The organism is Streptomyces formicae (assembly GCF_002556545.1).
In the GTDB taxonomy this organism is placed as follows: Bacteria; Actinomycetota; Actinomycetes; order Streptomycetales; family Streptomycetaceae; genus Streptomyces; species Streptomyces formicae_A.
Genome location: NZ_CP022685.1, coordinates 9,538,673 through 9,565,221, shown reverse-complemented (window position 1 = coordinate 9,565,221; position 26,549 = coordinate 9,538,673). Strand labels below are relative to the sequence as shown.

21 protein-coding genes and 1 pseudogene are annotated in these 26,549 nt (G+C 69.8%); 13 read left to right on the top strand and 9 right to left on the bottom strand.

Annotated features, from left to right (window positions below; all coding sequences use genetic code 11):
* Positions 1 to 106 precede the first annotated feature (106 nt).
* A complete protein-coding gene (locus KY5_RS41080) occupies positions 107 to 871 on the bottom strand; it encodes a hypothetical protein (protein WP_159072734.1) in 765 nt (254 codons plus the stop codon).
* Between the two features lie 2,258 nt (positions 872 to 3,129).
* Entirely contained in the window at positions 3,130 to 4,068 is a 939-nt protein-coding gene (locus KY5_RS41070; protein WP_199843487.1) for an ADP-ribosylglycohydrolase family protein, read from the bottom strand.
* Between the two features lie 532 nt (positions 4,069 to 4,600).
* Here KY5_RS41070 and KY5_RS41065 point away from each other — a divergent pair.
* Complete coding sequence (locus KY5_RS41065; RefSeq protein ID WP_098246959.1) at positions 4,601 to 5,512, top strand: GNAT family N-acetyltransferase; 912 nt, start codon at positions 4,601 to 4,603, stop codon at positions 5,510 to 5,512.
* A 249-nt stretch (positions 5,513 to 5,761) separates the two neighbouring features.
* Here KY5_RS41065 and KY5_RS41060 read toward each other — a convergent pair whose 3' ends face one another.
* Positions 5,762 to 6,967 carry a serine hydrolase domain-containing protein gene (locus KY5_RS41060; protein WP_098246958.1) on the bottom strand — a complete coding sequence of 402 codons (1,206 nt, stop codon included), beginning with the start codon at positions 6,965 to 6,967 and terminating at the stop codon, positions 5,762 to 5,764.
* 510 nt (positions 6,968 to 7,477) lie between these two features.
* On the opposite strand from KY5_RS41060, the gene KY5_RS41055 reads away from it, so the two are divergent.
* Positions 7,478 to 7,861 carry a GNAT family N-acetyltransferase gene (locus tag KY5_RS41055; protein ID WP_199843485.1) on the top strand — a complete coding sequence of 128 codons (384 nt, stop codon included), beginning with the start codon at positions 7,478 to 7,480 and terminating at the stop codon, positions 7,859 to 7,861.
* A 24-nt stretch (positions 7,862 to 7,885) separates the two neighbouring features.
* Here KY5_RS41055 and KY5_RS41050 read toward each other — a convergent pair whose 3' ends face one another.
* Both KY5_RS41050 and KY5_RS41045 read right to left on the bottom strand, forming a co-directional pair.
* Positions 7,886 to 9,064 carry an acyl-CoA dehydrogenase family protein gene (locus tag KY5_RS41050; RefSeq protein WP_098246956.1) on the bottom strand — a complete coding sequence of 393 codons (1,179 nt, stop codon included), beginning with the start codon at positions 9,062 to 9,064 and terminating at the stop codon, positions 7,886 to 7,888.
* Positions 9,065 to 9,092: 28 nt separating this feature from the next.
* Positions 9,093 to 9,485: a VOC family protein gene (locus tag KY5_RS41045; protein ID WP_098247838.1), complete on the bottom strand. Its 393-nt coding sequence runs from the start codon at positions 9,483 to 9,485 to the stop codon at positions 9,093 to 9,095.
* 1,126 nt (positions 9,486 to 10,611) lie between these two features.
* Between KY5_RS41045 and KY5_RS41035 the strand changes: the two genes are divergently transcribed.
* From KY5_RS41035 to KY5_RS40990, 10 genes are all read left to right on the top strand, one after another.
* A complete protein-coding gene (locus KY5_RS41035; protein WP_098246955.1) occupies positions 10,612 to 11,220 on the top strand; it encodes a HutD family protein in 609 nt (202 codons plus the stop codon).
* Positions 11,221 to 11,571: 351 nt separating this feature from the next.
* Positions 11,572 to 12,441, top strand: coding sequence for a D-alanyl-D-alanine carboxypeptidase family protein (locus KY5_RS41030; protein ID WP_098246954.1), 870 nt, complete (start codon positions 11,572 to 11,574; stop codon positions 12,439 to 12,441).
* Positions 12,442 to 12,527: 86 nt separating this feature from the next.
* The gene (locus KY5_RS41025; protein ID WP_234363282.1) at positions 12,528 to 13,487 is read left to right on the top strand and encodes an endonuclease/exonuclease/phosphatase family protein; all 960 of its coding nucleotides are present in this window, start codon (positions 12,528 to 12,530) and stop codon (positions 13,485 to 13,487) included.
* 136 nt (positions 13,488 to 13,623) lie between these two features.
* The gene (cseB, locus tag KY5_RS41020; RefSeq protein WP_098246953.1) at positions 13,624 to 14,379 is read left to right on the top strand and encodes a two-component system response regulator CseB; all 756 of its coding nucleotides are present in this window, start codon (positions 13,624 to 13,626) and stop codon (positions 14,377 to 14,379) included.
* A 10-nt stretch (positions 14,380 to 14,389) separates the two neighbouring features.
* Entirely contained in the window at positions 14,390 to 15,718 is a 1,329-nt protein-coding gene (locus KY5_RS41015) for a sensor histidine kinase (protein ID WP_098246952.1), read from the top strand.
* A gap of 386 nt (positions 15,719 to 16,104) precedes the next feature.
* On the top strand, positions 16,105 to 17,367 hold the full coding sequence (locus KY5_RS41010) for a phenylacetate--CoA ligase family protein (protein WP_098246951.1): 1,263 nt from the start codon (positions 16,105 to 16,107) through the stop codon (positions 17,365 to 17,367).
* A complete protein-coding gene (locus KY5_RS41005; protein WP_098246950.1) occupies positions 17,364 to 18,737 on the top strand; it encodes an MFS transporter in 1,374 nt (457 codons plus the stop codon). The genes KY5_RS41010 and KY5_RS41005 overlap by 4 nt, the downstream gene beginning before the upstream one ends.
* Complete coding sequence (locus tag KY5_RS41000) at positions 18,734 to 19,885, top strand: GNAT family N-acetyltransferase (RefSeq protein WP_098246949.1); 1,152 nt, start codon at positions 18,734 to 18,736, stop codon at positions 19,883 to 19,885. Before KY5_RS41005 ends, KY5_RS41000 begins: the two co-directional genes overlap by 4 nt.
* The gene (locus KY5_RS40995) at positions 19,882 to 21,069 is read left to right on the top strand and encodes an acyl-protein synthase (RefSeq protein ID WP_234363126.1); all 1,188 of its coding nucleotides are present in this window, start codon (positions 19,882 to 19,884) and stop codon (positions 21,067 to 21,069) included. The genes KY5_RS41000 and KY5_RS40995 overlap by 4 nt, the downstream gene beginning before the upstream one ends.
* The gene (locus KY5_RS40990; RefSeq protein WP_098246948.1) at positions 21,066 to 23,669 is read left to right on the top strand and encodes an acyl-CoA reductase; all 2,604 of its coding nucleotides are present in this window, start codon (positions 21,066 to 21,068) and stop codon (positions 23,667 to 23,669) included. The genes KY5_RS40995 and KY5_RS40990 overlap by 4 nt, the downstream gene beginning before the upstream one ends.
* A gap of 110 nt (positions 23,670 to 23,779) precedes the next feature.
* On the opposite strand, the pseudogene KY5_RS43345 reads toward KY5_RS40990, so the two are convergent.
* Together KY5_RS43345 and KY5_RS43165 are read right to left on the bottom strand one after the other, a co-directional pair.
* Positions 23,780 to 23,974 (bottom strand): annotated as a pseudogene (locus KY5_RS43345) (hypothetical protein); the annotation flags it as partial.
* On the bottom strand, positions 23,919 to 24,101 hold the full coding sequence (locus KY5_RS43165; RefSeq protein ID WP_098246947.1) for a hypothetical protein: 183 nt from the start codon (positions 24,099 to 24,101) through the stop codon (positions 23,919 to 23,921). The pseudogene KY5_RS43345 and the gene KY5_RS43165, both read right to left, overlap by 56 nt.
* A gap of 224 nt (positions 24,102 to 24,325) precedes the next feature.
* On the opposite strand from KY5_RS43165, the gene KY5_RS43010 reads away from it, so the two are divergent.
* Positions 24,326 to 24,451, top strand: a complete 126-nt coding sequence (locus KY5_RS43010) for a hypothetical protein (RefSeq protein ID WP_267894316.1) — start codon at positions 24,326 to 24,328, stop codon at positions 24,449 to 24,451.
* A gap of 10 nt (positions 24,452 to 24,461) precedes the next feature.
* On the opposite strand, the gene KY5_RS40980 is transcribed toward KY5_RS43010, so the two are convergent.
* Both KY5_RS40980 and KY5_RS40975 read right to left on the bottom strand, forming a co-directional pair.
* On the bottom strand, positions 24,462 to 25,691 hold the full coding sequence (locus KY5_RS40980) for an FAD-dependent monooxygenase (RefSeq protein WP_098246946.1): 1,230 nt from the start codon (positions 25,689 to 25,691) through the stop codon (positions 24,462 to 24,464).
* Between the two features lie 159 nt (positions 25,692 to 25,850).
* Positions 25,851 to 26,495: a DUF6461 domain-containing protein gene (locus tag KY5_RS40975; protein WP_098246945.1), complete on the bottom strand. Its 645-nt coding sequence runs from the start codon at positions 26,493 to 26,495 to the stop codon at positions 25,851 to 25,853.
* Positions 26,496 to 26,549: the final 54 nt, after the last annotated feature.

Sequence of the window (26,549 nt, the reverse complement as noted above, 5' to 3'; positions counted from 1 at the left end):
CACCACCGCGGACTCGCCCACGACTACGAAACCCACCCGCACCGGCCCGGCCTCCGATCGTACGAGCGGACCGGCTCAGGCGCGCCTCACGAGGCAGGACGGGTTCTCACCGCACCACGACGTTGTCCGCGGCCGAAGTCGAGGGTCCGGTGGTGGTGTTGCCGTAGTACGTCCAGCGCCACGAGCCCGTCTTGGACGCCTTCACGGTCGTCTTGAGATCACCCGAGCCGTTGGCGTGCACCTTCTTCACCGTGGTGTAGGAGGTGGCTCCGCTGGGCTTGAACTGCAGGTTCACCAGGCGGTTTCCGTAGGAGGCGTACTTTTTCCTCTCCCAGTTGGCCCGCGTCACCTTGCCGGTCACGGTGAGGGTCTTGCCCTTGGCCACCGGCTCGGGCGCGGCGTTCACACTCAGGCGGGAGTTGCGCTTGACGTAGACGGTCAGGCCCTTGTCGTCCGTGTCACCGCCGCCGCCCTTGAAGGACACCTCGGCCGCGACCTTCCAGGCTCCGGCCTCGCTGTTGCGCATGTCCCACACACTGGGGTCAAAGTACATCGTCTCGTTGAAGTCGCAGACGCCCGGGCTCACCTCGTGGCAGTCGCTCGTTTCGATGGCGTGCCACAGTCGCTCACCCGTATTGCCGCGGTAGAGGAACACCGCCGGCCACTTCCACTTGTGGGTGGTCGTCATCCGGAAGGAGGTGGGCGCCGCGACTTCCTTGGACACCCCGATCACGATCGGCTTGCCGCTGTTCACCTTGACGCGGGTGAAGGAGACCCCGCCCTCGGCCGCCCCGGCCGGAACCGCGGCCACGCCCGTGAAGACCGCCGCCGCGCCACCGGCTATGACAGCTCTCCAGACTTTCTTGCCCACCTGATCTCCGATTCTCTGTACCGTAAGACGCCGGAGAGCCCTCCTCCGGCGCTTATCAGACAGCCGGGGGCCATGCGGGGTTGTGCACCCGCGGATCACGATCAGACAACCCTCGCGGCCGCAGGCGACAGCGGGCTCCAACTCATCGAGCTACGCACCTGACCCGGGGCGAGCGCCCACCCGGCGAAGTTCGTCCGGCAGGTCACCTCATCCACCCAGGACGTCAGAGGCGGCGGCCCATCGTCGGCCAAATAGACCACACCGAGCCCAAGCCGCGGGCTACCGGACCAGCCGCTGACAAGCAATCGCCTTCCCTGCGGGATGCTGGGCGAGCCCCCGGCCAATGAAGACGACACTGAGGCCCACCTGCGGCACACATGGGGTCAAGCGCGCGCTGAAAGCGGCGGGATGGCCTCCGACGATCCGCCGAAGCTGTTCACCGATGCGTTTCTGCACGGGCTGCACGCCAAAGCTGTGCGATGACGTCGACGCCCTGGACAGCTACCTCCCACCGCAGACAGCCCCGATGGCGCGCAGGGGGCTGATGCCCCGGAAGTACCCCAGCCGGTCACCTCGTGACAGTGACGCACTCCGGCCGTTGAACGAGGTGATCCTGACCATCAGCAGCGCCCGGGGACCGTGACGGATCCCGGGGCTTGCCGTTGCTAGCGGCGCCGGATGATGACCGGGGCCAGGGCGGCCAGCAGGGTGCGATCGCGCTGCCCGCGCCGAGAAGACCGGCCAGGCGCGGATGGGTGCAGACGAGGTAGCTGGAGGCGCCGACGATCAGCAGAGACACCGTCATGGCCAAGGCGACGAGGAGCGGGTCACGCGGCTCGTGAGGCTGCGGGTTTTGGTGGTAGGGATTGATCGAGGTCATGGGCTGGTGATCCCTTCCGGGGCTGGGCACATGACGCTTCCGTGGCGAGCGAGGTGGAGCATGAAGTCCTCCACACTTTTGCGTGCCGGCGTGGAGCAGCGACAGCACCGCCAGACGGAGTTCGTCGCGGACAGCACCATGAAGGAGCGGACGGCTAGCCCCGCACCCCCTTCCGGCCAGCACCGATTGGCCAGATGAAGAACCGTGGCAGACGCATGGCACGGTCCTGGCGTCGCCAAGACGCCTCTGCTGGGAAACGGTCGGCGCATCGTCTGCCTGCCGATGCCTGTCCTGACTCGGCCTTTCGCTTCTTCCAGCAGTGCGGCCCGTCCTCCTCATCCGTGACAGCGACCAGAACGATCTGCACTACCAGTGGAAGTACGGTGACGCGGGATTCCTCTACCGGCATGGCGGCTACTGATGGAACGGAGAACGCTGGCACCGCCCCGCCCTGATATGCGACGCCGCCTTCGAAAACTACGACCCGCGCCCGGTCGAGCGCGCCGCCACTTTCACCGCGGCCAGTGTTCTGGACTCCGCCCCGAGCATGCCCCAATGCACCAATGCACCAATGCACCAATGCACCAATGCACCAATGCACCAATGCACCAATGCACCAGCATCATGACGATCGCCAGCTTCAGCGCGCAGGGCCCAGTATCAAACTGGACAGATCACCTGGCCCTGTGGGCGCAACGTCGCGCCTCGCAACCTGGCCAACTGCCGCCTGATGCCTGCGTCGTCAGCCCCCACGCGCCCGAGCTCAAGGTGGAGAAACTCGTGGGGAGGGCAGACCTGGCGAGGCTCGTGTCCCTCAGCACGGACGACCTGCCCGACCCGAAGTACGGGCATTCCATCATCCGCTGGGGTTTCACCGGACCGGGGTCAAGAGCTGGGCCCGTCCGGGCGACCTAGGGTGTCCTGGAGGGACGTTCGGACGTTGTGAGGGTGTGAACAGACTCGCAGTCCGATCTCTTGGTGCCCTCACACCCGTCCTGGCCTTCGGGTTGGCGTCACCGGCGGCTGCCGCCGCCTCGCCGCCCTCCCTCTCCGAGCTGTGCGACAACGCCGTTCCTGAGAGCGCGGCCACTCTCCGGTGCGGAGACTTGAGGCTCAACGGCGATGACGCTCCATGCATTGTTTCGGCATGGACGACGACTCTCGCAGGGCAGGCCTACCGCGGCACGTGTACGCACGATCCTTCCTAGTGCAACTTCTACAACTTCGCCAGGTTCTGGCTCGGGTGGAGCTGCTTACGCTTCTTCCGCAGGCGGCGCAGATGCGACGCAATCGGCCATAGCGAATACGAACATGCCGTCGCGCGAGCCAGTAGTAGGCCACCATACCCCTCGCGGAAACTCACTCCATGCCAGCAGGTTCAGCCTCCGAGGCGGTGGGCGAGGCGGAGCAGATCGGCCAGGTGTAGCACCCGGCCGTCGAAGCCTGGGAGGGGGACATGGAGTGGCTCGGTCCAGCGTGTGGGGATGGCGTCCAGCCCGTAGTAGGCCCCCGCGAGACCTCCCGTCACCGCAGCCACGGTGTCCGTGTCACCGCCAAGGTCCATCGCCGCGCGTATCGCCTCCTCGAAGCTGGTGGTGGTGCGCAGGGACCAGACGGCGGAGCCCAGGCAGGGCCAGACGGCGCCGTTGAACTCGGTTGCCTGATCGGGGTGCCAGTCAGGTGCGAGGACTGTGGCGTAGCGGCCGCGGTGGTCGGGGTGGACGAGGGGCAGGATGTCCGGGAGTGCGGTGAGGGGGTCGGTGTCCTCGAATGTGACGCGGATGAGTTCATGGAAGATCGCGGTGCCTTCCCAGGCCGCGCGGTCGCCGTGGGTAAGGGCGGCGATGCGGCGGGCCGCGTCCATGGTGGCTTCTTGGTCGGCGGCAGCGAAGTGGACTGCGGAGGTCGATGCCCGCATCAAGGAGCCGTTTCCCGCTGCTCGTTGGTTCACCTGGAAATGGATCGCGGCGGCGAGGTCCCAGGGCATGCCGTTGGTCAGGACGTCTTCGGTCTGCAAGCCGATGTCCTTCGGCTCTGATGCCGCCCACCGCTGAAAACGGGCGAAGATGTCCGGCAGGTCCAGTCCGCCCCTCTCCACAAGGGACTCCGCGACCAGGACGGCCATCTGCGTGTCGTCAGTGGCCTCGCCCGGGTCCCAGCCACCGCCTCCGCACAACTCGCCACCAGCGCCAGGCGCGGGAAATCGCGCGGAGAACACTCCCCCGGGGCCGAACTCGAAGGGGGCGCCCAGCGCGTCACCCACCGCCGAGCCGACGATCGCGCCGGCCGCCCGTTCCCTCCACCCCAGCCGCCCCATCCGTGCAGGTTATCTGGGGCGCCCCCGCCGCCCGCGCAAATCTTTTCCCTGGGCGTCTGTACAGGGCGCATAAGTCCGCCGGGCACAGTCGCCTCCGATAGCACCGCACGACCCCCGCCACGTCCATCCCCGCTAGCTAGAGGGAACCCCCCGCTCGCCCGAGCGGGCCTGCAGCCGTACGCGTGGTTCGCGCCCTTACAAGATCGAAGAGCCCACGGCCGAGGTCCAGGCAGCCGCCCCGGTCATGGTCATGGTCATGGTCATTGAGCACGTTTCGTGTTTCTGCCCCCACCAGCCGCAAGCCAGGTGAATCGGCGAGGTGGGGGGCGTCGTCGGCGCGGTTCGGAAATTCCGTGGACGGGTCCGTCGGTGTTCAAGTAGCGTCTGGCACGGACCACGCCGCGTGAGACGAGACGGAAGGAGGCGAGTGCCGTGCAGTTGTCAGTCATCCAGCGCTCCCTCCCCGCTACCCCGGTGTGGCACCTCTGATCCGACTGGGAGCGCTTCTGCCGTACGCATCCCGGAGGAACCCATGACCGATACGGTCATCCGCGCGCTCGACGAGAGCGACGCCCATCTGTTCGACGCACACCCCGACCCGCTGAATGCCCGTGCCGCGCACCAGCGGACCACGCACCGCCCCCACTGGAAGCGGGTGGCCCTGCGCGACGGCGTCGTTGTCGCCCGCGGTGCCTGGTGGGGCGGTCCCGATGATGAGGAACCCGTCAACCTCAACTGGTTCGACGTCGCCGAGGGCGAGGTCGAGGCGGGGGCCGAACTCCTGCGTTCCGCACCGTGGCAGGTCGAACTCGAGCTCAACCTGCCCGGCGACTGGCGCGAGCACCCCGCCCTGGTCGCGGCCGCCGAGACGCGCTTCGCCGCCGCCCGGGCCGCCGGCTACGAGCTCCTGGTGGAGCGCTTCCTGTACCGCTGGACCCCGCAACGCGGGCTGCCCGAGCGGCCCGGACGCCTCGTCTTCGGCCCCGAGGCCGACGACGCGGTCTTCTTCGACGCGCTGCGCCGCATCCACTCGGCCACGCTGGACGCCCACGCGCTGAAGGCCATCGAGGAGGGCGGCCTCGACCAGGCCGCGCGGCAAGAACTGGAGTTCTTCCACTGGTGCCCGTCCCCGCGGGAATGGTGGCAGCTCGCCCGCACCCCGGAGGGCGAACTGGTCGGCATCCACATCCCGGCGCACAACCCCTCCGGACCGACCGTCGGTTTCATCGGCGTCCTCCCGGAGCAGCGGGGCCACGGTTACGCCTACGACCTTCTCGCCGAGTGCACCCACTTCCTGGTGGAACAAGGCGCGGAGGCCGTCACCGGCGCCACGGACCGGGGCAACTTCCCCATGGCCGCGAACTTCACCAAGGCCGGTTTCCCCGTGGTGCGCGAACGGATCAACTTCCATCCCGTCGCCCGGACCGCGGCCAGTGCCCACTGACATCACCGGCTGACGTTGCCTGGTCACGTGATTTCGGCCGGGTGGGCGCATGAAGGCAGCAGGGCCTCCGGTGCAGCACGAGGGTTGTGACACCAACTCGGCTGCCCGGAGGCCCTGTTGTCGCGCTTCTACGCCGTGTCGCCGGTTGGCTTCAACTCGGTGAGTTCTTTCTGCGTTTGCCTCGCTCACTGGTGCGGGAACGCAGCCGACCGGCTGGGCCGGGTCCGGGCCTACAGACCCTTCGTACGGTCACTTCCGCTTGCACAGGGCGTCGTCGACGAGCTTGTCGGCGCGGTCGTCGCGGTCGTCCGTGTTGAGGTTGGTGGAGCGCATCATGACGACGCCTCGCTCCCCCTTGCCGATGAAGCCGTTGGCGTTGAGGTGGCCGAGGGTGGTCCCGCCGTGCCCCCAGTACCCGCCTCCGCAGCTGAGCGGCCGCCAGAAGATGCCGAGCCCCATCCTCTCCTGCGTATCGCGGCCCTCCCTCGGCGCGGGCACTGTCGTCTGCATCTCCTTCAGCTGCTTCGGCTTGAGCAGCTCGCCGCCGAGCAGCCCCCGCCAGAAGCGCGTGAGGTCCTTGGAGGTGGTGACGAGGTCACCTGCCGAGTCACCCCAGCTCATGTTGACCTCGGTGCTTTCGACCAGCGGGCCCCCGGGCTTGAACTGGTGGTAGCTGTTGGCGTGGGGCCGCGGCAGGCCGAAGTCGGCGCGTTCGCGCGCGGAGTAGGTGTGCTTGAGGCCGAGGGGCTTGATGATCCGGCTGCGGACCTCCTCGGTCCAGTTCCGGCCCGTCACCTTTTCGATGATCATCCCGGCGAGTATGTAATTGGTGTTGGAGTAGTTCCAGCCCTTGCCGGGCTCGAACGTGGGCTTGTCCCGCATGGCCAGCTGGACCAGTTCACGCGGCTCGAGGGTATCGAAGCGGTGCTTCTGGAATCCCTCCTCGTCGAAGATGCCCGGCAGGTGAGGGGCGTAGTCGGGCACACCGCTCGTGTGCTGGAGCAACTGCCGCACGGTGATGCGCTTCCCGTCATTGCCCTGCCCCTCCACCACCCCGGGCAGCCAGTCGTCGACCTTGTCGTCGAGCCGGAGGCGGCCTTCGGCCTCCAACTGCAGCATGACCGTGGCGACGAACGTCTTGGTGTTGCTGCCCATCCGGAAGTAGCCGTCGTGCGGAACCTTCCGGCCGGTGCCGCGTTCGGCGGTGCCACTGCGTACGGAGATGCGGCTCTTGCCGTCCACCAGGGCGGCCTGGGCGCCGACCACTCCATCCTTGTGGACGATATCGTCCAGATTCCGCTGCAGGGCCGCCCGCCCCGGGCCCGCCGACCGCGCGTCCTGCTGGGCCCAGGCCGTGGAGAGCGGCATCGCCAGGGCCGCCGTGACGGTGGCCACGGTCACGGCACCCAGAGCGACTCTGCGGCGCGCGGGGGCGGAGTTTCGTATGTACGTCATGGTGGCTGTCTCATCTCGCTCGTCGAACGCCCGACGGCCACAACTAGCCTGCGGATCAAGGAGGTTGTGGCATCGGGCGGGCGGGTCGCACCGTGCGACCTTCCAAGATCATTGCCTCATGGAAGGGTGCCGCGCGGCCATGATGGAGCCCCCCGGTCAGGGGTATGGACAACCCCACCACCCTGCGGGTGGGTTCAGGGGCGGAGCGGCGCTTCAGCGACGAGGCCCTCACCGTCGCCGTATTCGGAGCAACACGCCGCGCACTACGATGCGGACCATGGAGTGTTTTGACGCCTGGCGTACACGTCGCTGAGGAGCCCGACTCACCGCCGATCCTCTGGCAGGGAGCGGGCCGACCCATGCCCTTGTTCCGCCCGGGTATCAAGCCCTCAGCCTGAGAGGCACACTTCCGTGCTCATTCGTGCGTTCACCCAGTAGGATCTGGCAGCACTCTCCGAACTGACCATCGACACGTTCCGTCCGTTCTACGAGGACTCCTTCCGCCCCCTGGTGGGCGAGGCCGTCTTCGCCGTTCAGCACGGGAACTGGCGCGACGACTACCGCAGACAGGTCGCCGAACTCCATGCACCTGAACAGCACACGTATGTCGCCATCGCCGACGTCGAAGACAGCATCGCGGGATACGTGGCGTGGAGCGTCGATCCGGCCCGCAAGAAGGGGGAGGTGACGATCCTGGCCGTCTCGGCCCCGTACCGACGACACCACGTGGGCACGGCACTGTGCGAGCACGCCTTCCAACAGATGCGTGCCCTCGGCGCCGAGGTCGTCGAGATCGGCACCGGAGGAGACCAGTTCCACGCACCGGCTCGAGCCCTCTACGAGGCGCTCGGCTGCACTCCTCACCCCCTCGCGGTCTACTTCCGTCAGCTCTGAGACCTCCCGGGCGGACGTGGGTGGTCAGGCCAGGTCGAGGAAGCTCCACCGGGCGTCCGGCTCGGCACCGCTGAGCCACCTGCCGCAGTTCTGGAGCACGACCGGGCCCGACGTGATGTGCTGTGTGCCCGTCCCCAGGTCGCGCAGGAAACGGTCGATCGGGCCGCGTCGGATCGCCGCCGACCCGGCCCAGCGGTGGACAGTGCGGCCCACCTCGTACGCGGTCGAGGTCACATGGTTGAGGACGAGACGGATCAACGTGTCCTGCTCCGTGCTCGGCACCTCCCCCTGGTCCAGGGTCTGTTCGACGTCCCGCCAGACCTCGTTCACCCACGCCCGGGCCGCCCTGAGCCGGGCCTCCGCCGTCGCGTACTCGGCGTGGAACTGGGAGGTGTCGACCGCGGCGCCCCGCGAACCGGTCCGCGCCGCGGCCACCCGCTTCAGCTCGTCAAGGAGCCGCCGGCCGACGCCGAGGGCCCAGCCCGTGTGCCCGATCGCCGACATGTTGACCAGGCCGAGCCGGTAGACGGCGCCGCCGTTGACCGGTGCGTTCGTGGTCGCGACGTAGGTGTACTCGTGCGGTACGTACACATCGGTGCAGTGGTAGTCGATGCTGTGTGTCGCACGCAGCCCGAGCACCTCCCAGTTCCCGTCCAGCGTCACCTGTGACTTCGGCATCGCAAGGACCCGCAGCTCACCGGTGTCCCCGACCTGGACCGCGCTGTGGATGTGGGTGGCGTGCGCCATCCCGGAGGCGAACTGCCACTGCCCGCTGACCCGGTAGCCGCCCGCCACGGGGACGGCCCGGCCAGGGCGTGTGCCGTGCCCGGCAAGCAGCGCGTACTCTCCGTTCGGCACGTCGGGAAACAGCGCGGCCGCCGCGTCCTCCGCAACGTACGCCGCGGTGGTCCCCGTCACCATCTGCAGCGCGAACATGGTCCACCCGGCCGCGGCATCGTGATAACTCAACCGCACCGCCGTCTCGATCAACTGCCGCGGCGCGCACTCGTATCCGCCAAGGCCCAGCGGGATCCCGGCCCGCACAATCCCTGTGTCCAGCAGCGCCCACGCCGAATCCTCCGGCAGTCTTCCCAACTCATCGGCAGCATCGGCCCGTTCATCAATCAATCCACCGAGCGCGTCGATCCGCTCCAGCACCCCCGCCAACTCCGCACTGACATGCAGCCGTCCCTTTCCTTCCATGAAACCCCTCCACTGCACAACAACAGGGTCAGCCGCGCGGAACAAGCCACTGCTGGAGTTCAACGAGGTTCCCCGCTGGATCCCTGAGGTGCGCGACGCGCATGCGATCCGTCATGGGAGCCGGACCATGGACCAGGACGGCTCCTCGCCGGGTGATCTCGGCGCAGTAGCGGTCCACGTCGTCCACTCTCAAGACGACAAGAGAGCGGTAGCCGGTCGGCTCAGCGGCGAGTTCGCCCAGTACCTGGGTCATCTGCGTACGGTCCTGCAAGGCGATACCCGCGCTGCCGCCGTCGGGAGTGAATTTCGCGTACGGGCCCTCCTCCGCGTCGAACTGCGGCTTCAGCCCCAGCACATCTCGGTAGAAGCGATAACAACTGGGGAAGTCCGTGATGAGAAGACGGACTTGGGCAAGTTCCATGGACATCTCCCTTGCAGTCCTTGATGGTCACCGATCCTCGCAGTGGCGGCTGTCAACGTGCGCTGCGAGGCACGGCATCAAGCGGGGGGTTTCAGAAGGTGTGGGCGTGGCGCTGGGGGTCACCAGCGACTTCCGCAGCCATGTGCCGTCGCGACACACCATGCTGCGCGCAGGAGTACGGATGACCCACTCCCCCTCGTCGACACAGGGCTCGCCTTCGGCCGGGCCAGGAGGCCAGACCCACTCCCCGTGCCCCTCTCCGTTCGGCGAGCACTTCAGCAGCGAGCCGTGGCGGGTCACACCCCACTCGTCCCGGGGCCCGCACGTCGGGCCACCCCAGCTCCTCGTCGGATCCAACCGCGGGGTCATCGTGACGGTGGGCGTCGGTTTCGCGGGCTTCGTGGGCTCTTTGGGGCAAGCTGTCTCGACGGAGGGCGGCGGGGTTCCCTCGACAAAGATCGCAAGGCACTTCACTTTGAAGCGGCCGGCCTTGCCACCGGATGCGGATGCGGATGCTGCGGAATCGGCATTGCCCTCGCGTGAAACCGGCCCCGGTGTGTCGACGGCACTGCCGCAAGCCGTGACCGTCAGCAGCGCTGCCGTGCCAGCGACGGCAAGGAGCGGTAAGGCGCACCTACGTCGTCCACTCATGCGGTGAACGGTAGTGCGCCGCACTCGTGGGGAGGAAGAGGCCGATCCGGTCGACACCGGGCACACGGAACACCGGTACGCGTCTGCCTCACCGAAATCCCCCTCAGCAAGCAGGCGTGCCGATCTTGTCGCGTTCGAGTACGGCGGATAGGTGCCATAGCGCCTGCCCTGCGGCGTGCAACTGTGCGGGGTCCAGGGCCGCTTCGATGAGTCCGCTGGTGGTCGCGATTTCCTCCGCGTCGTTTCCGCGGGACGACGGGATCACCCCGGAATCCATCGCTTTCGCCGGTGACTCGGCGCCGGTGGCGGCCTGACCGTGACGGCCACGCTCGCCACCAGGAAGGCCGGGCTGCCCGTGCCCGGCGCCCTCGTTCTTCCTGGGGCGGGGCGGTGGGGGCGCACCTCGCTCCGCGCGCGTTGGCCACACGTAGGCTGACCCCGGTGACGGACTGACGGAAGAGGGAGGCGGCGCTGTATGGGCACCGATGTCCTGCGCTGGAGCGAGTACCCCAGCGTGCCCTGGAAGAACGGTGGCGGCGTGACCCGGGAGGTCGCGTCGGGTGTCGTGCCGTCGGCCTTGGCGTCAGCTGAGTCCGCGGACCGGTTCGACTGGCGGGTGAGTGTCGCGGACGTGGACACACAAGGGCCCTTCTCCGCCTTCCCCGGGATCGACCGCGTGATCACCCTGGTCGAGGGCGAAGGCATGGTCCTCACCGTGGACGGGCGACCTCAACCGGTCGCGCCCTTGGACCCCTTCGCCTTCTCCGGCGACGCGGCGACGGACTGCCGACTGGAGGCAGGCGCGGTCCGCGACATGAATGTGATGACCCGTCGGGGACACGCGACGGCCCGTGTCCGGATCCTCTCCGTCGCCGCCGCGCGGACGGACACGATGGCGTGTGCCGCGGGCGAGATCCTCCTCGTCATGGCCGTCACCGAAGGGGTCACTGTCGCAGACCCGGGAGGTCACCTGGCCACACTCGGTCCACTCGACTGCGTACGTCACGAAGGCGCCGGGCCGCTGGTCCTGAGCGGCGAGGGAACGGTCGCCGAGATCAGGATCAACCCGGCGCCGGCGCGCTGACTGCGCGGACGTCGACGCGGCGAAGGGCTGATACGCGGCTGATACACAACCGCGCGACAGCGGAAGCTTCGCCCTGACGGCCCGGAAGCCGCCTTCCCCAAAGCTGTGCACGTACCCGATGTCCGGTGTACGCGTACCTGGCTTCGGGAGGCGGTTGACGTGTTCGTACGTGCCCACTGTGCTGTCCGCACTGTGTTCGGAGGGCCTTCGCCGGGCCGTCGCCGCACGACGTGGGCCCTGACCGCGGCGCTGCTCGCCGGATGTGCCGGGGGCCTGCTCGCTTTCGCCGACGAAGGTGGCGAAGGTGACAGCGCGGGTGGCCGGGGAAGCGCTGTCGCACAGCACTCCTCGATGCCACGGGCCGTCGCCGACCGGCTGGAACTGCCGTGGCCCGAGGAGGGGCAGACGGCCATCGCGGTGGAGAACGTCGGTGCCCTCGGCGCCAAGGGCAGACGGGCACGGCAGTCCGTGCCGATCGCCAGCCTCACCAAGGTGATGACCGCGTACGTCATCTTGAAAGAGCATCCGCTGAAGGACGGCGCCGACGGGCCGGTGGTCAAGGTCGACGAGCAGGCCGCGGCCGAGGCGCATTCGCTCAGTGAGTCCACCGCGCCCGTACGCCAGGGGCAGATGCTCTCCCAGCGCAAGCTGCTCGAGCTGATGCTCCTGCCGTCCGGCAACAATGTCGCCCGGCTGCTGGCCCGTTGGGACTCGGGCAGCCAGAAGAAGTTCACGGCGAAGATGAACGCCGCGGCAACCCGGCTCGGAATGGCCGACACCACGTACACCGGTGCCAGCGGTTTCGAGTCCACCACCCGCTCCACCGCCGCCGACCAGCTCACACTCGCCCGCGAGGCGATGAAGGAACCGGCGCTGCGCGCGACGGTGGCCCTGCGCAGTACGAAGCTCCCCGGGCAGACCGAACCGGTGCGGAACACCAACAAGCTGCTCGAACGGCCCGGTGTGATCGGTTTGAAGACCGGATCGAGCACCCCGGCGGGCGGCAACCTGATGTGGGCGGCCGAGATACCGGACGGCAAGAAGCACCATGTCGTGTACGGCGTCGTCCTCTCCCAGCGCGTGGGCACCTCCCCGACCGAGGGAAACCAGGCGGCCCTGGCCAGCAGCGGTCGACTCCTCGACGCCCTTCAGGAGAGGTTGCCCGCCGCCCTCGCGGCGAACGGGGGCGGCAACGCCGGGGACGAGGGCGGTCGTCGATGAGTGAGAACACCGTCATCAGCAGGACCGACTCCCCTCCCACGGCGAAGCCGGTCGACATGTCGCGCACGGGTCCGTGGCGCACACGTATGTGGCGCGTCCTCACAGAGCGCGTCCGCACATGGCGCACAGGTATGTGGCGACGGGGTCGCTTCGTCGCCGCTGCCGCCGTGCTCTGCACCCTGCTCATGGCCCTCAACACCCAGGTCCCGAACGGCGTCGGCAACCTCGGCAGCCTGTTGCAGACCGTCCTGCCCTGGATGGGGCTGAGTGTGGTGGCGCTGTTGGCGGCCGCCGTGGCGCGTCGCTCCGCTCTCGCGGCCGTGGCTGTGCTGATACCCGCTGTCACGTGGTGCTCCCTGTTCGCGGGCACGTTCCTCGACAAGCGCTCCAGCGGCGGGGACTTGGTCGTGGTCGGCCACAACGTGCACGAGGGGAACCGCGACCCGCGCGGGACCGCGCGGGCGCTGGCCGCCTCGGGTGCCGACGTCGTGGCCCTGGAGGAACTGTCCCGCCCCGCCGTCTCGGCGTACGAGGACGAACTGGCGCCCATCTACCGGTACTCCGCGGTGCGCGAGGGCGTCGGGCTGTGGAGCAAGCACCCGCTCAAGGCCGTGCGACCGGTGGAGATCATGCCCTGGACGCGGGCCCTGCGCGCCACGGTCGACACGCCGAAGGGGCAGGTCGCCCTCTACGTCGCACACCTCGCCTCCGTGCGCGTCCTGCCGAGCTCCGGGTTCACCACGGAGCGCCGCAACGAGTCGGCGGGAAAGCTGGCCGATGCCTTGCGGGCCGAGCGGCTCGACCGGGTCGTCGTGGTCGGCGATTTCAACGGGGCGGCCGAGGACTCCGCGCTGGCCCCGCTGACCCGCCAGCTGCGTTCGGCGCAGCGGGAGGCGGGTGCCGGGTTCGGCTTCACGTGGCCCGCCGCGTTCCCTGTGGTCCGCCTCGATCAGATCATGGTCAAGGGGGTCACTCCGGTTTCGTCGTGGACCCTGCCCGCCACCGGCAGTGATCACCTTCCGGTCGCGGCCTCCCTGCGTCTGTGACGCCGCCGCCCATCCGGACACCGCCTCGCCGCTCCGCACGCCGCCCTTACGGAGCACGCGGCCTGCCGAGGGGCGGACCGCGACGTAGCTACGATTCGATCATCAGTCGGCAGGAACGTTTTGGGAAGGTAAGTCCTTGTCCGAATCCCCCGTCCCGAGCACGGTCAGCGTGCTCGTGGTCGAAGACGACGCGGTCATCCGACGCGCCGTCCAACTGGCTCTCGAGCGCTACGGGTACGTCGTCTCGGTCGCCGAGGACGGTCTCGGCGGTCTTGAGGCGTTCCGTGCCGGACAGCACGATCTGCTCATCCTGGACGTCATGCTGCCGGGCCTCGACGGCATCGGCCTGTGCCGACGCATCCGTGACGAGAGCCTCGTACCCATCTTGATGATGTCCGCCCGCGGCGACGCCCTCGACGTCGTGTCTGGTCTCGAGGCCGGGGCCGACGACTATGTCGTCAAGCCCGTCGACATCGGCGTCATGGTCGCCCGTATCCGGGTGCTGCTGCGCCGGGCCACGTTCCACCCGGGGGCCGCCGAGGCCGCGGCCGAACCGGGTCCCGGTCCCCGTCCCGGCTCCGACGCCGACAGCGGTTCCGAAGAGGGGCCGCTCGTCTTCGGTGACCTGGCCATCGACCTGCGCGGGCTGACCGTGAGCCGGGCCGGGGCGACCGTCCCCCTCACCCCCACCGAGCTGAGGCTGCTCCTGGCGTTCGCCGAGCATCCCGGCATCGTGCTCGACCGGCGTCGTCTGCTGCGCGAGGTCTGGGACTACGGCTGGGAGGGCGACACCCGCGTCGTCGACCTGTGCGTGGTGCGGCTGCGCAAGAAGATCGGCGCCGACCGCATCAGGACCGTCCGCGGCTTCGGCTACAAACTCGACCGGTCCTGAGACGGCGGCCATGGGATTCCTCAACCCCCGCGCCCTGCGCTGGAAGATCGCCGCCCTGACCGCGGCCGCCTGTTGCGCGGTCGCCACGGTCATCGGTCTGCTCGTCCACCAGGCCACGCAGGACCACGGGCAGCGGGCGGGACGTGACCGTGCTGTCACGCAACTGCACGCCGCCGAGCAGGAGTACGCCCGTACCGGCGAAAGGCCCGCGGCCGCCGACCTCATGACACGGGACGAGGTGCCAGGCCCCCTGGCCCAGGACCTCGCGGGGCTGGGCCGGAGCGGTGATTACGCCCTCTGGTACGACGAGAAGCCACCGAACTGGTACTGGATGTGGGCGGCCGTGCCCGTCGGCGACAAGGTGCTCGTCGTACGCACGGACATGAGCGCCGAGGTGCGCGGCCTCCAGCTCCTCGACCGCAGCATCGTGAAGGCCGTTCTCGCCGCCCTCGCCGTCGTCGTCCCCCTCGCCGCGCTCGCCACCGAGCCGATCAACCGGCGGCTGCGGCACGGGGCCCGCACCGCCCGCAGGATCGCCGACGGCGACCTCGACGCCCGCATCGGGCGCCGCGGCCGGGCCCGCGACGAGATCACCGAGATGTCCACGGCCATGGACGTCATGGCCACCACCCTCCAGCAGAGGCTGGAGTCGGAACGGCGCTTCACCGCCGACGTGGCCCATGAACTGCGCACCCCACTGATGGGCCTGGTCACCGCCGCGAGCCTGCTCCCCGACCACGACGAGGCCGCCGACCTGGTCCGCACGCAGGTGGGCACGCTGCGCGGCCTGACCGAGGACCTCCTGGAGATCTCCCGCCTCGACGCCGGGGTCGAGCACGCCAGGCTCGACGAGGTCCCCCTGGGCGAACTGGTGACCGACGTGGTCCGACGCCTCGGGGGCGTCGACGAAGTGAGCGCCCGGGACGCGGACATCGTGCGTACCGACCCGCGACGGGTGGAACGCGTCGTCACCAACCTCATCACCAACGCACAGCGGCACGGGGCCGCCCCCGTCCAGGTCAGCGTCACCGGGGCCCGGATCGCCGTACGCGACCACGGTTCCGGCTTCCCCGCCGACATCCTTGACCACGGGCCGCAGCGCTTCCGTACGGAAGCCGCCGAACGCGGACGCGGTCACGGGCTCGGACTGACCATCGCACTCGGCCAGGCCGCGGTCCTCGGCGCCCGGCTGACCTTCGCCAACGCGCCGGACGGAGGGGCGATCGCCACTCTTGAACTCGGCCACTCCCCCATCAGCGAGGCAACCGGTGAGCCCGCTGGTGAGCCAACCGGTGATTCCATTGGTGAGTTGAATCACGGCACGCGTATTAATGATTGAGTATCGGGCCCAGTGAATATGTATCACCCTTGCGGAGGGTGCATACATTCAGCATGCACGCGCCGCGACGAATAGTTTCCAGCCGAATTAGCCAATCGCGAGCGACTCGTCGTCAACCCGGGGCCACAGAGAAAGTCGCTGGCCCTCGCTTCGGGGCGCCCCTCTCACGTTGGCCGGAAGATTTCGGTTCCGCGACGAAGGATCCCCTGGGCGGGAAATCAAGGCGTTCGCGGTGCGGTAATGTCGTGGTCGCACTCCGTAGTTCCGGTGGGCCGCTCAGGGTGGGAGCCCCAGGCAGGCCCGGTAGACGGATGCCACATCGACCACCCAGGCGACCTCCCCCGTAGGGGATTTCGCCGCCTTCGTATGCCGCAAAGCAGGAATTGATGCCCGTTCAACCATTAACGGAACTCATACGTTTCGTCCGCAGCCAGTCCCCTTTCTACGCCGAACTCTATGCCGAAGTCCCGGATCGTGTAACCGAACTCACACAACTCCCGGTCGTTCCCCAGGCCGAGTTCTGGCGGGCCAACACGCCGCGCGACAATCGGCTTCTGACCGGTCCGCTGGACGAGGCCGTCGTCTTCAAGAGCGGCGGCACGACCGGCTCCCCGAAGTTCTCCTTCTACACCCGTGAGGAATGGCGGGAGTTCACCGGCGCTTTCGGCGCCGGGCTCCTCGAATCCGGGCTGCGCCCCGGGCACCGGGTCGCGGACCTGTTCTACGCCGGAGAGCTGTACGCCAGCTTCACCTTCATCCTCGACTCCCTGCACCGCTCCCCCGTCTCCAACGTGCGCCTGCCGATCGGCGGCGCCGCGCCCCTGGAGTCGACGGTGCGCACCCTGGAGGAGTTCGACGTGGAGGTGGTCGCCGGGACCCCGACCACGCTGTGCGCCCTGGCCGACCACCTCGTCGCCGCCGGGCGGCAGCTTCCGCTCGTAGAGCTGCTCCTGTTCGGCGGGGAGAGCCTCTACCGGGATCAAGAGCCGCTGCTCGCCCGCGCGTTCCCCAACGCCCGCCCCCGCTCGGTGGGTTACGCCAGCGTCGACGCGGGGCTGCTGGGCTGCGCCGTGCCGGGGTCCGACCCACGCGTGCACCGCGCCTTCACGCCGTACACCGTGGTGGAGATCCTCGACGAGGAGAGCGGCGAGCCGATCACCGAGGCCGGGGTGCCGGGCAAGGTCGTGGTCACTGACCTGCGGCGACGGCTGATGCCCGTACTGCGCTATCCGGCGGGCGACCGGGCCGAGTGGACCGGCGCCGGTCCCGGGCACTTCCGCATCCTGGGCCGTTCCCAGGAGGGCGTCCGTGTCGGGCCCGTCTCCCTCTACACCCAGGACGTGCAGGACCTCGTCCGAGCCGCCGACGTCGCGGGGCGGGTGACCGGCGTGCAGCTGGTGGTGCGCCACTGGGAGGGGCGGGACGCCCTGCGGCTGCGCCTGGCGAGCGACGGGGACCCGGCCGGGCTCCGCGACCTCGCCGACACGATGCGCAAGCAACTCCTGGCCGACCGGCCCTCGTTCGCCGACGCGGTCGGCGCCGGGCACATCCACCCGCTGTCGGTGGAGTGGGTGCGCCACGGCGAACTGGCCGTCAACGCACGCTCGGGCAAGCTCATCCGCGTCGTGGACGAACGGCTGGGGTCATGACGCCGCCCGACATCGCGACCGGGCCGAGAAACCGCGAGCAACTCCCGCTCGTGCTGCGCAACCCCGCCTTCGGCGCGGTCTGGACCGCTCAGGTCCTCACCCAGGCGGCGGCCCGGATGTTCCAGGTCGGCGTGGTGTGGTGGCTGGTCAGCCAGGCCGCGGACACGGACAGGGGCCTGGCCTCCGGGGCCTTCCTCGCGGTCTCCACGCTGCCCGCGGTGGCCCTCGTCCCGCTGGTCGCCCGAGTCGTCGCCCGCTGTCCGCACCGCAGTGTCCTGGCCGGTGCGGCGGCGGTGGCAGGGCTCGCCGCCGCGGCGACCGCCACCTGGACGTACGCGGCACAGCCGCCCACCGGCGTGATCTACGGCGCGGCCCTCCTCCTCGCGGGCTGCCAGGCCCTCTTCGACCCGTGCCTGACCACCTCGGTCCCCGAACTGGTCGAGGACGCCGACATCGAGGCGGCGACCGGTTTCGAACTCGCCACGCAGTCCCTGGCCGGTCTGGCCGGTGGGCTCCTCGGCCCGCTCCTCGTCGACGCCTGGGACCTGGCGGGCATCGTCGCCGGGTGCGCGGGCGCCTACCTCGTCGCAGCGGCGCTCGTCGCGGCCGCCCGCTTCCCGCGGACCGCCGCCGGTCCCGCCGCGCACGCCCCGGGGGATGTGCCGCGGCACCGTACGCTGCGACAGATCCTGGCCGACCTCCCCTTCATCCGGATGGTGTTGCTCTGCTTCGCCGCGGCGAACGTCTTCACCACGGCCGTGTACGTCGTGATGCCCCTCTACACCCGCTCGGTGCTGCACGGACAGGGATCGACCGTCGCCGCGCTGGAGGCGGCCTTGGGCGTCGGGACCCTGCTCGGGTCCTTCACCGGAGGGCGCCTGCCCGGCTCTCCCACCGCCGTCGGCGGGACCTGTCTGGCGCTGATGGCGCTCGCGCTGGGGATGCCCGGCCTGGCGCCGGGCCTGGCCGTGGCCCTGGTGTCGCTGCTCCTGGCGGGCTGGTGCGTCGGGGTGATCGGCGTACGCTTCGTCGCCCTGTTCCAGCGGTCGGTCCCGGCCGCCGACAAGCCCGGGTTCTTCGCGGTGATGCAGGCCGTCCTCGGCGCCACCTTCCCGCTGTCGTCCCTGGTCTTCGGGGTGCTCGGCGACCATCTGGAGGCGCGCTGGCTGTGTCTGGTCCAGGGGGTGGGTCTGGCGCCGGTCGCCGTGGCGCTGTTCCTCCTCGGCCGAGGTGGGCGCGTGGCCTCGGAGGACGGGGACGCGGGGGCGCCCCTGACGGGCCCTCAGCACATCGCGGATCAGGTGGGCCCGCCGTACGCCTCCGCCGAGGACACGCACGCCGACGCCGCCTCCCTGGGAGTTGCCCGATGACCGTCACCATCGCCCCCGCGGCGCTCCAGGACATCGCGGAACTGCGCCAGTTGTACTTCGACGTGTACGGCCACGGGTATCCGGTGCCGCTGGGCAGCGACCCCGCGGTGATGCGCCGGTTGATCACCGACCCGCACACCCACTGGCTCACCGCTCGACTGCACGGGAGCGGGGAGCTCGCGGGGTCGGCGGTCGTGCAGACCGACCCCGGCAGCCGCATCGGCAAGCTCGTCGGGCTCGCGGTCCATCCGGAGCGCCGCCGCGGCGGACTCGCGGGGCGGCTGACCGGCGCGGTGTGCGGCGCGGCCTTCGACGACGGTCGTCTGGACTCGGTGTACGCCACGGTACGGATGGTCACCGAGGGGCCCCAGCACGTCGTGGTCCGCAACGGGTTCAGGCCGCTCGGCCTGCTGCCCAACGCCGCCGAGGTGGCGGGCTGCGAGAGCCTCGGTCTCTTCGCACGCTTCGCCGACGGGGTGCTCCCCCGGCGCGAGACGGTCTCCCGGGCGCCTTCCGCGCTCGGCCCGCTCCTTGCCGCCGCCGAGCACAGCACCGGCGTCCCCTACGGCGCGGTGCTGCCCTCGGACACCCTGGGCTCGGCGCGTCCCGAGGGTCCGGCCGCGCCGCCGACCGCGGACCTCGAAGTGGTCAGCGCGCCCGGCTTCGTACGCCGTCGTTTTCTGGAGCTCTTTCCCGATCCGGCGAGCCGCTACTACCCGCTGCACGCGCCCAACGCCGTGCTGGTGCCGCCGGACGGCGCGTTCGAGGCGTACGTGGATCTCGATCCGGTCGCCGGGAGCTGTGCGCTGGTCGCGGTGCACCCCTATCCGGCGGCGGTCACCCATGCCCTGGAGCCCTTGATGGCTACGGTCTCCCGGGCGGGCGCCGACTACGTCGAGACGCTCCTTCCGTTGTCCGACACCGCGAGCCTGAGCGCCTTCCTGGCCGCGGGCTTCGTCCCCAGCGCCGTCTACCCGGCCATGCGCCGCATCGGCGAGCGCTGTCACGACTACGTCGTGCTCTCCCGCACGAGTCGTCAGATCGACTTCCGGTCCCTCGCCGTCGGCGGGCCGCTCCAGCCTTATGTGAGCGCCTACTTGACGGCTTGGACCGCCACCTACCTGCCCCGTCACGAGGTTGCCCTGTGAGCATCGACACCACGCCACCCCACACGTATCTCGCTCCTGTCCAGGTCCCTGATCCGCTGGCGCTCTCGCAGGTCCAGCGGCTGTGCGACGTGTCCGAGCCGTACGCCCAAGGGCCGGACACCGACGCGCTGTTCGCGGCCGCCATGGCCGAGACGAACGACTGGCACGCGGCCCGTTCGCCGTTCTTCCGCTCGCTGCTCGCCGACAGGCCGGAGGACCCGGCGCCGACGGTGGGCACGGACGTGCGCACCCCGCTCATCCATGCCAACTTCTTCAAGCGTCACGAGGTGCTCTCCGTCCCCCGCGACGACGTCTTCCTCCATCTGACCTCCTCCGGCACCACCGGCCAGAAGTCGCAGATGTTCTTCGACGAGTGGACCATCCGCGCCGCGCAGCGCATGGTGGCCCGAATCTTCGACCACTACGGCTGGATCACCCCCGACCAGCCCGTCAACTACCTCCTCTACAGCTACGAACCGGCCCCGAGCATGAAGCTCGGCACGTCCTTCACCGACAACTACCTGTGCGACTTCGCCCCGGCCAAGGGGGTGACCCACGCGCTGCGTCACACCGGCGAAGGCCACGAGTTCGACGTGCACGGCTGCATCAGGGCCCTGCGGCAGTACGCGGAGGAGGGCCTGCCGGTCCGCATCCTCGGCTTCCCCGCGTTCCTGCACTTCACCCTGGAGCGGATGCGCGCCCAGGGCCTGCCGCCGATCCACCTGCCCGCGGGGTCCCTGGTCGTCCTCGGCGGCGGCTGGAAGGGGCATGCCGACCGGCAGATCGGCAAGGCGGAGTTCTACGCACGGGTCACCGAGCTCCTCGGTGTCGCCCCTGACCGGATCCGGGACACCTTCGGCTCGGTGGAGCACTGCGTGCCCTACATCGAGTGTGCCGAGCACCGGTTGCACGTGCCCGTGTGGTCGCGGGCCGCGGTGCGCGACACCCGTACCCTGCGGCCGCTGGGGTACGGGGAGCGCGGCTTCCTGCACCTGGTCTCGCCGTACATCACCTCCGTGCCGGCGCAGAGCGTCGTGATGGGCGACCTCGCCTCGCTGCACCCCGCCGAGGAGTGCGGCTGCCCGCTGCCCACGCCGTGGTTCACCGTCCACGGGCGCGCCGGGGTGAGCCGCAACCGCAGCTGCGCGGTGGCCGCGGCCGAGCTTTTGAAGGGACGCGCATGAGCGCCGTGACGACCATCGAGACGACGAAGAGCAGGGAAGCGAACGCCGACGTGACCAGCCAACTCCACTACTGGCAGGGCGAGTTCATCGGCGATGCCGAGGCCGCTGACCGCTTGACTGATCTCCCCGGCCTGGTCGAGCAGGTACTCGCCGAACCGCTGCCGACCGAGACCGTACTGAGCGCCTGTGACACGCTCAGCGCCGCACTGGGAGAGGCCGGGAATTCCGTACGGGACCGACTCGCCGGTCAACTCGCGGCTTCCAACGGTGACTTGGCGGAGGCAGAAGCGACGCTCACCGAGCTGTCTGCCGCGCTCGCCAGGGCCGCCCTTGAACGCAAGCTGCGACGCGAGCTTGGCGGCATCACACCCGGGCGGCTGACCCGGCCCGACGCGCGGGAGACCGTCTTCGAGGCCTGGGCCCCCGTCGGCCTGCTGGCGCACATCGCCCCCGGCAACGCGGCGGCGGTCGCCCCGCTAAGCGTCGTCGAAGGTCTGCTGGCCGGGAACGTCAACGTCCTGAAGACCAGCAGCGGTGACACCCCGTTCGCGCTGCACCTGCTGGCCGAACTGGCGGCCGCCGATCCCACAGGGGCGCTCGCCCGCCGCATCGTGGCCCTGCGCTTCCCTTCCGCCCGCCGGGAATGGCTGGGACTCATGTGCGCGCCCGCGGACGCGATAGCCGTGTGGGGCGGCGAGGACGCGGTCGCCTCGGTCGCCGAACTCGCGCCGCCCGGCTGCCGGTTGATCGAGTGGGGGCACAAGATCTCCTTCGCCTATCTGACGCGCGAGGCGTGGCAGGACCCGGTGACGATGGCCGCCCTGGCCGCCGACGTGTGCCGGTTGGACCAGCAGGCGTGCTCCAGCCCGCAGGTGGTCTACCTGGACACCGAGGACGCCGATGAGGTCTTCGCATTCGCCGAGGGCTTCGCGCCCTTCCTCGCCGAGGCCACCGCGGCCGCGCTCGCTGCCGGGAACCGTCCTGGCCCGGCCCTGGACGCCGCCGAGCAGGCCGAGATCACCACCACCGAGCTGCTCGCCCGCCTCGAGCAACACCTCGGCCTGACCAAGGTCGTCGCCGCCGAGGACGGCACCTGGCGCGTCCTGGCCGACACCCGGCCCGCGCTCACCGCGTCGCCGCTGCACCGCAGCATCTGGGTCAAGCCGCTGCCCGCCAGGGACATCGCCGCCACGCTGCGGCCGATGCGCCGCTACCTCCAGACCGCCGCCGTCGGGGGCGGCCGCGCCGACATCGCCCGGCTCTCCCGCGCCCTGCTGACGGCGGGCACCCTGCGCGTCACCCCGGTCGGCGCGATGCTGGACAGCTACGACGGAGAGCCGCACGACGGCGTGTACGCGCTCCAGCGCTACAGCCGTCGGGTCAGCGTCCAGGCCGACGACACCTTCCGGACGACGGGCTGTCTGGACGACCTCGTCGAGGCCGCCCCCATCCCCGCCCCGCCGACCGGCCCCCTCCTCGACAAGGCGGACGTGCAGCGGCAGTTGACCTCTCTGGCGCCCGAACACGCCCAGTTGTACTTCCGCAGCGGCGGCACCACGGGCGCCCCTGCGCTCTCGGTGTTCACCAACAACGACTACGACACCCAGATGCGGGCCGCGGCGCACGGCCTGCTCGCCGCGGGCTTCGATCCGGCTCGCGACCGCGCCGCCAACCTCTTCTACTGCGGCAGCATGTACGGCGGGTTCATCAGCTTCTTCTCCATCCTTGAGCGGCTGAACGCGACCCAGATCCCCGTGGCCGCGGGCGCCGACCACGCCGCCGTCGCCGAGGCCCTGGTGACCCACCGGGCCGACACGGTCTTCGGCATGCCTTCCTACCTCTGGCAGCTCTTCCACTCCCAGAGCGAACTGCTCCGCTCCTACGGCGGGATCCGCAAGGTCTTCTACGGCGGCGAACACTTCACCCCCGAGCAGCGCCGGATCCTCACCGACACCTTCGGCGTGGAGGTGATCCGCTCCGCCTCCTACGGCAGTACGGACCTGGGACCGCTCGGCTACCAGTGCACCCACGCCGAGGGCTCGGTGCACCACGTCCTGACCGACCTGCACACCCTGGAGATCCTGGACCCGCAGGAGGACAGGCCGGTCTCCCCCGGACAGCCGGGCCGCCTGGTCTTCACCAGCCGCACCCGCTCCAGCCAGCGCCTGGAGCGCTACCAGATCGGCGACCTGGGCCGCACGGTGGACGGCGTCTGCCCGTGCGGCAGCCACGCCCCGCGCATCGAACTCCTGGGCCGCTACGGCGACGTGGTGCGCGTCGGCACGTACTTCTACCACTACCGCCGCTTCGTGGAGGCCGCGCAGGAACAGCTGGGCTACCGCGGCGAACTCCAGTTGGTCCTGAGCGCGGGAACCGCCCGCGAGCAGCTGACCGTACGCCTGGACGCGGAGTACGCCTCCGATCCCGAGCGGGCACGTGCCGCGTTCCTCTCCGCGATCCCGGAGCTCGGTGCGGCGGTCACCGATGAAGAGCTGCTGACCTGCGCGGTCGAGGTCGTCGATGGCCGGGACCTCGAACGCACCGCGGGCAGCGGCAAGTTGCGTACGGTGATCGATCTCAGGGCGGCAACTTCGGTGTGACCGTGTGGCGGGCCGGGGGCGGTGCGCGCCCCCGGCCCGGCCGGTACGTCGAACGACCTCACGACGTCAGCGCGTTTGATCTTGCCGTTCGCGGTCCGCTCGCCGCGCTCGGCCCGTAAGGGACGCGGCAGGCCCCGGAAGTGCTTGAGCTGCTCCGCGCGCGCGAGGTCGGCGTTGACTCGGTCGACCTCGGCTCGCAGGCGTTCGGCCCGCGCCTGCGCCGACAGGGCGTTCGCGGTGGTGCTGGGCTCAAGGAGGACGGTGAGGTACTTGCGCGTTTCGCCGACGACGATCGCGCGCGTCATGGATCAGCGCGCTCTCCTTCAACCGGGCTTCGATGGGCTGGGGGTTGATCGTCTTGTCGCCGCGGGTGATGATCACGTCCTTCTTCCTGCCGATGATCCGGATGTCGTCGTGGGTGGTGTACTCCACCAGGTCACCGGTGTGGAACCAGCCGTCCAGGCTTATCGGCGCGGTCGCGGCCAGGTCTTCGTCCGTGCGATCAGCTCGCCCGCGATCTTCTCGGAGAACCGCGGTGGCCAGAGCAGTGCCGTCGGCCGCGCCGAACGCAGGGCGTCCTGGCCGGTGCCACGTGGGCCATCGGCAGGAATCCCACAACGTCGTACTCGCGGTTCGGCAGGTCCGGGTAGTGGCCGATGACGGTCTTCTCGATGATCAACTCGGTTCCGCAGTTCAACAGCGGTCTCGACCCGGAATGCGTCGCGACGACGGTCCGCACCGCCACGATCAACGCGTTGCCGGTGCCGCCGGGCACGGTCTGACCTCTCCCTGCTACGCCCCCTTGTCGGCGGCCCCTTGCCGGCTCTGCAGGGTGCGGGCCAGGCGTGGCCCGAGCCGCTGCTTGAGCCAGCGCAGGGCCTGGAGGCGGCCGACGGCCTGGTCCAGGTGGAAGTAGAGCTGCGGCGGCACGTAGGGCAGCAGGGGCGAGTGGCGCTGGCCGAGCAGGGCGAACATCTGGTGGGGCTCAAGACCCATGTACCGGGGCAGGTTCTCGTACCACTGGGCGCTGTGTCGTGCGGCGCTCTGCACCGAGAGGAGGGCCTGCTTGCGGTCCCTCTCGTACGCGGCGAGTGCCGCGGGGAGCCGCGCGGGCGCGGTGGCGGAGCGCAACGCGCGGGCCAGGCCCATCGCGTCACGCAGGGCGAGGGTGGTGCCGGCGCCGATGGAGTAGTGCGTGGTGTGGGCGGCGTCGCCGATCAGGGTGAGATTGCCGTACGACCAGGCCGCGTTGGTGACCGTCGGGAAGGTCTGCCACTGGGCGTGGCTCTCGATGTCCGTACGGCCGAGGAGTTCGTGGCCGTCGAGCAGGTCCGCGAAGAGTTTCTCCAGCAGGCGCAGGGACGCGTCGTGGTCGAGGCGGTCGAATCCCAGTCCCGCCCAGGTCGTGGCGGAGCACTCCACGACGCAGGTGCTGCGTTCGGGGCTGAAGCCGTAGGCGTAGCACCAGATCCAGCCGTGCTCGGTCTCGGCGAAGGCGAAGGTGAACGCCGTGAGGACCCGGCTCGTGCCGAGCCAGATGAAGCGGTTGGCGCCCGTGGTCACGCGCGTGCCGAACCGTTCGGCGTGTTCCGTGCGGAGCCTGCTGTGGGCCCCGTCCCCGGCGACGACGAGGTCCGCGTCCGGCAGCTCGGCGCTGCTGCCGATCTCCTTGCCGAACTCGATGCGCACCCCCAGCGACCGGGCCCGGTCGGCCAGGACGGTCCGCAGCCGGTGGCGGCCGATGGCGTGCCCGGGGTCGCCGTCGTGCGCGGTGGTCCGGTCGCCGACGTAGGCGAATCCGCCCTGCCAGGACACGGACCGCTCCTCGATGAGCCGCGCGGATTCGGGGTCGTGGGCCCGCAGCTCCCTGAGGAGGTCGGGCCAGTACGTCACGCCCCAGCCGTAGGTGGTACCGGCCGAGTGCCGCTCGTGGACCGTGACCTCGTGGGCCGGGTCCTGGAGCTTGGCGAGGACGGCCAGATACAGAGAGGCAGGCCCTCCGCCGACACAATCGATCTTCACGCGCTCTCCTGCTTGTCTTCGCGAGGAGGCCCACCGTATGCGCAGGTGGAGCGCGCGGGGCGAAGGCGCACGTGGTGTCGCCGCTCGGGGTGCGCCGATCACCACGTACGGGGTACGGAGCCGGGCGCGCCGTCGCACGCGGGGGGCGCTGGTGGGGGGTTAACCGTTGTCGAACGCGGCCGACGCGAGCTCCGCCTCCGTCTCCTCCCAAGGGATGTAGAGGCCGAGTTCGCCTTCCAGGAAGCGCAGGAAGGAGACGTCGTCGATCGCGTCACCGCTGTGCACGAAGCGAAGCACAGGATCGGCTTCGGCGCCGTTCGTCAGGGGTGGCAGACCCAGTTCGAAGGACGTCACCACCTCGCCGTGCAGGGCATAGTCGACGCGGCTGAAGCCCTTGCCGTTGCGATGCACGCAGAAGGCGCGGCCCCGCTCGGACAGCTCCGCGATGTAGCCCCCTGTATGGCAGTGGAACTCCTCCAACGCGTAAGCCCAGCCCGTCACCGAGCCCGCACGGACGATGGTGTCCGGCGGATCGGGCAGAAAGCCCCCGTTCGTCAGCCGGGCAACCGCCTCTTCGTCCTCCCAGTCCAGGAAGTCGAGGTCACTGATGTGGTCCTCCTGGTCCCTGAGCAACAGTTCGTACGCCGCGGCGTTGGTCAGCGGGACGATGTGACGTTCATCGGCGCCGACGCCGCGCAGCAGCTCGTACGGAGAGAATCCCTCGCTGAGCGTGAGCGTGAAACCGGGCCTGTGGTCACCGGCTATCCAGCTCAGCCCGTTCTCCGTGCGCCTCTGCTTCGTCACGCCTTCCCCCATCCTGTTGGGCGAGGCGGGGCGAGCCGTTGTCGGTTCGCCCCG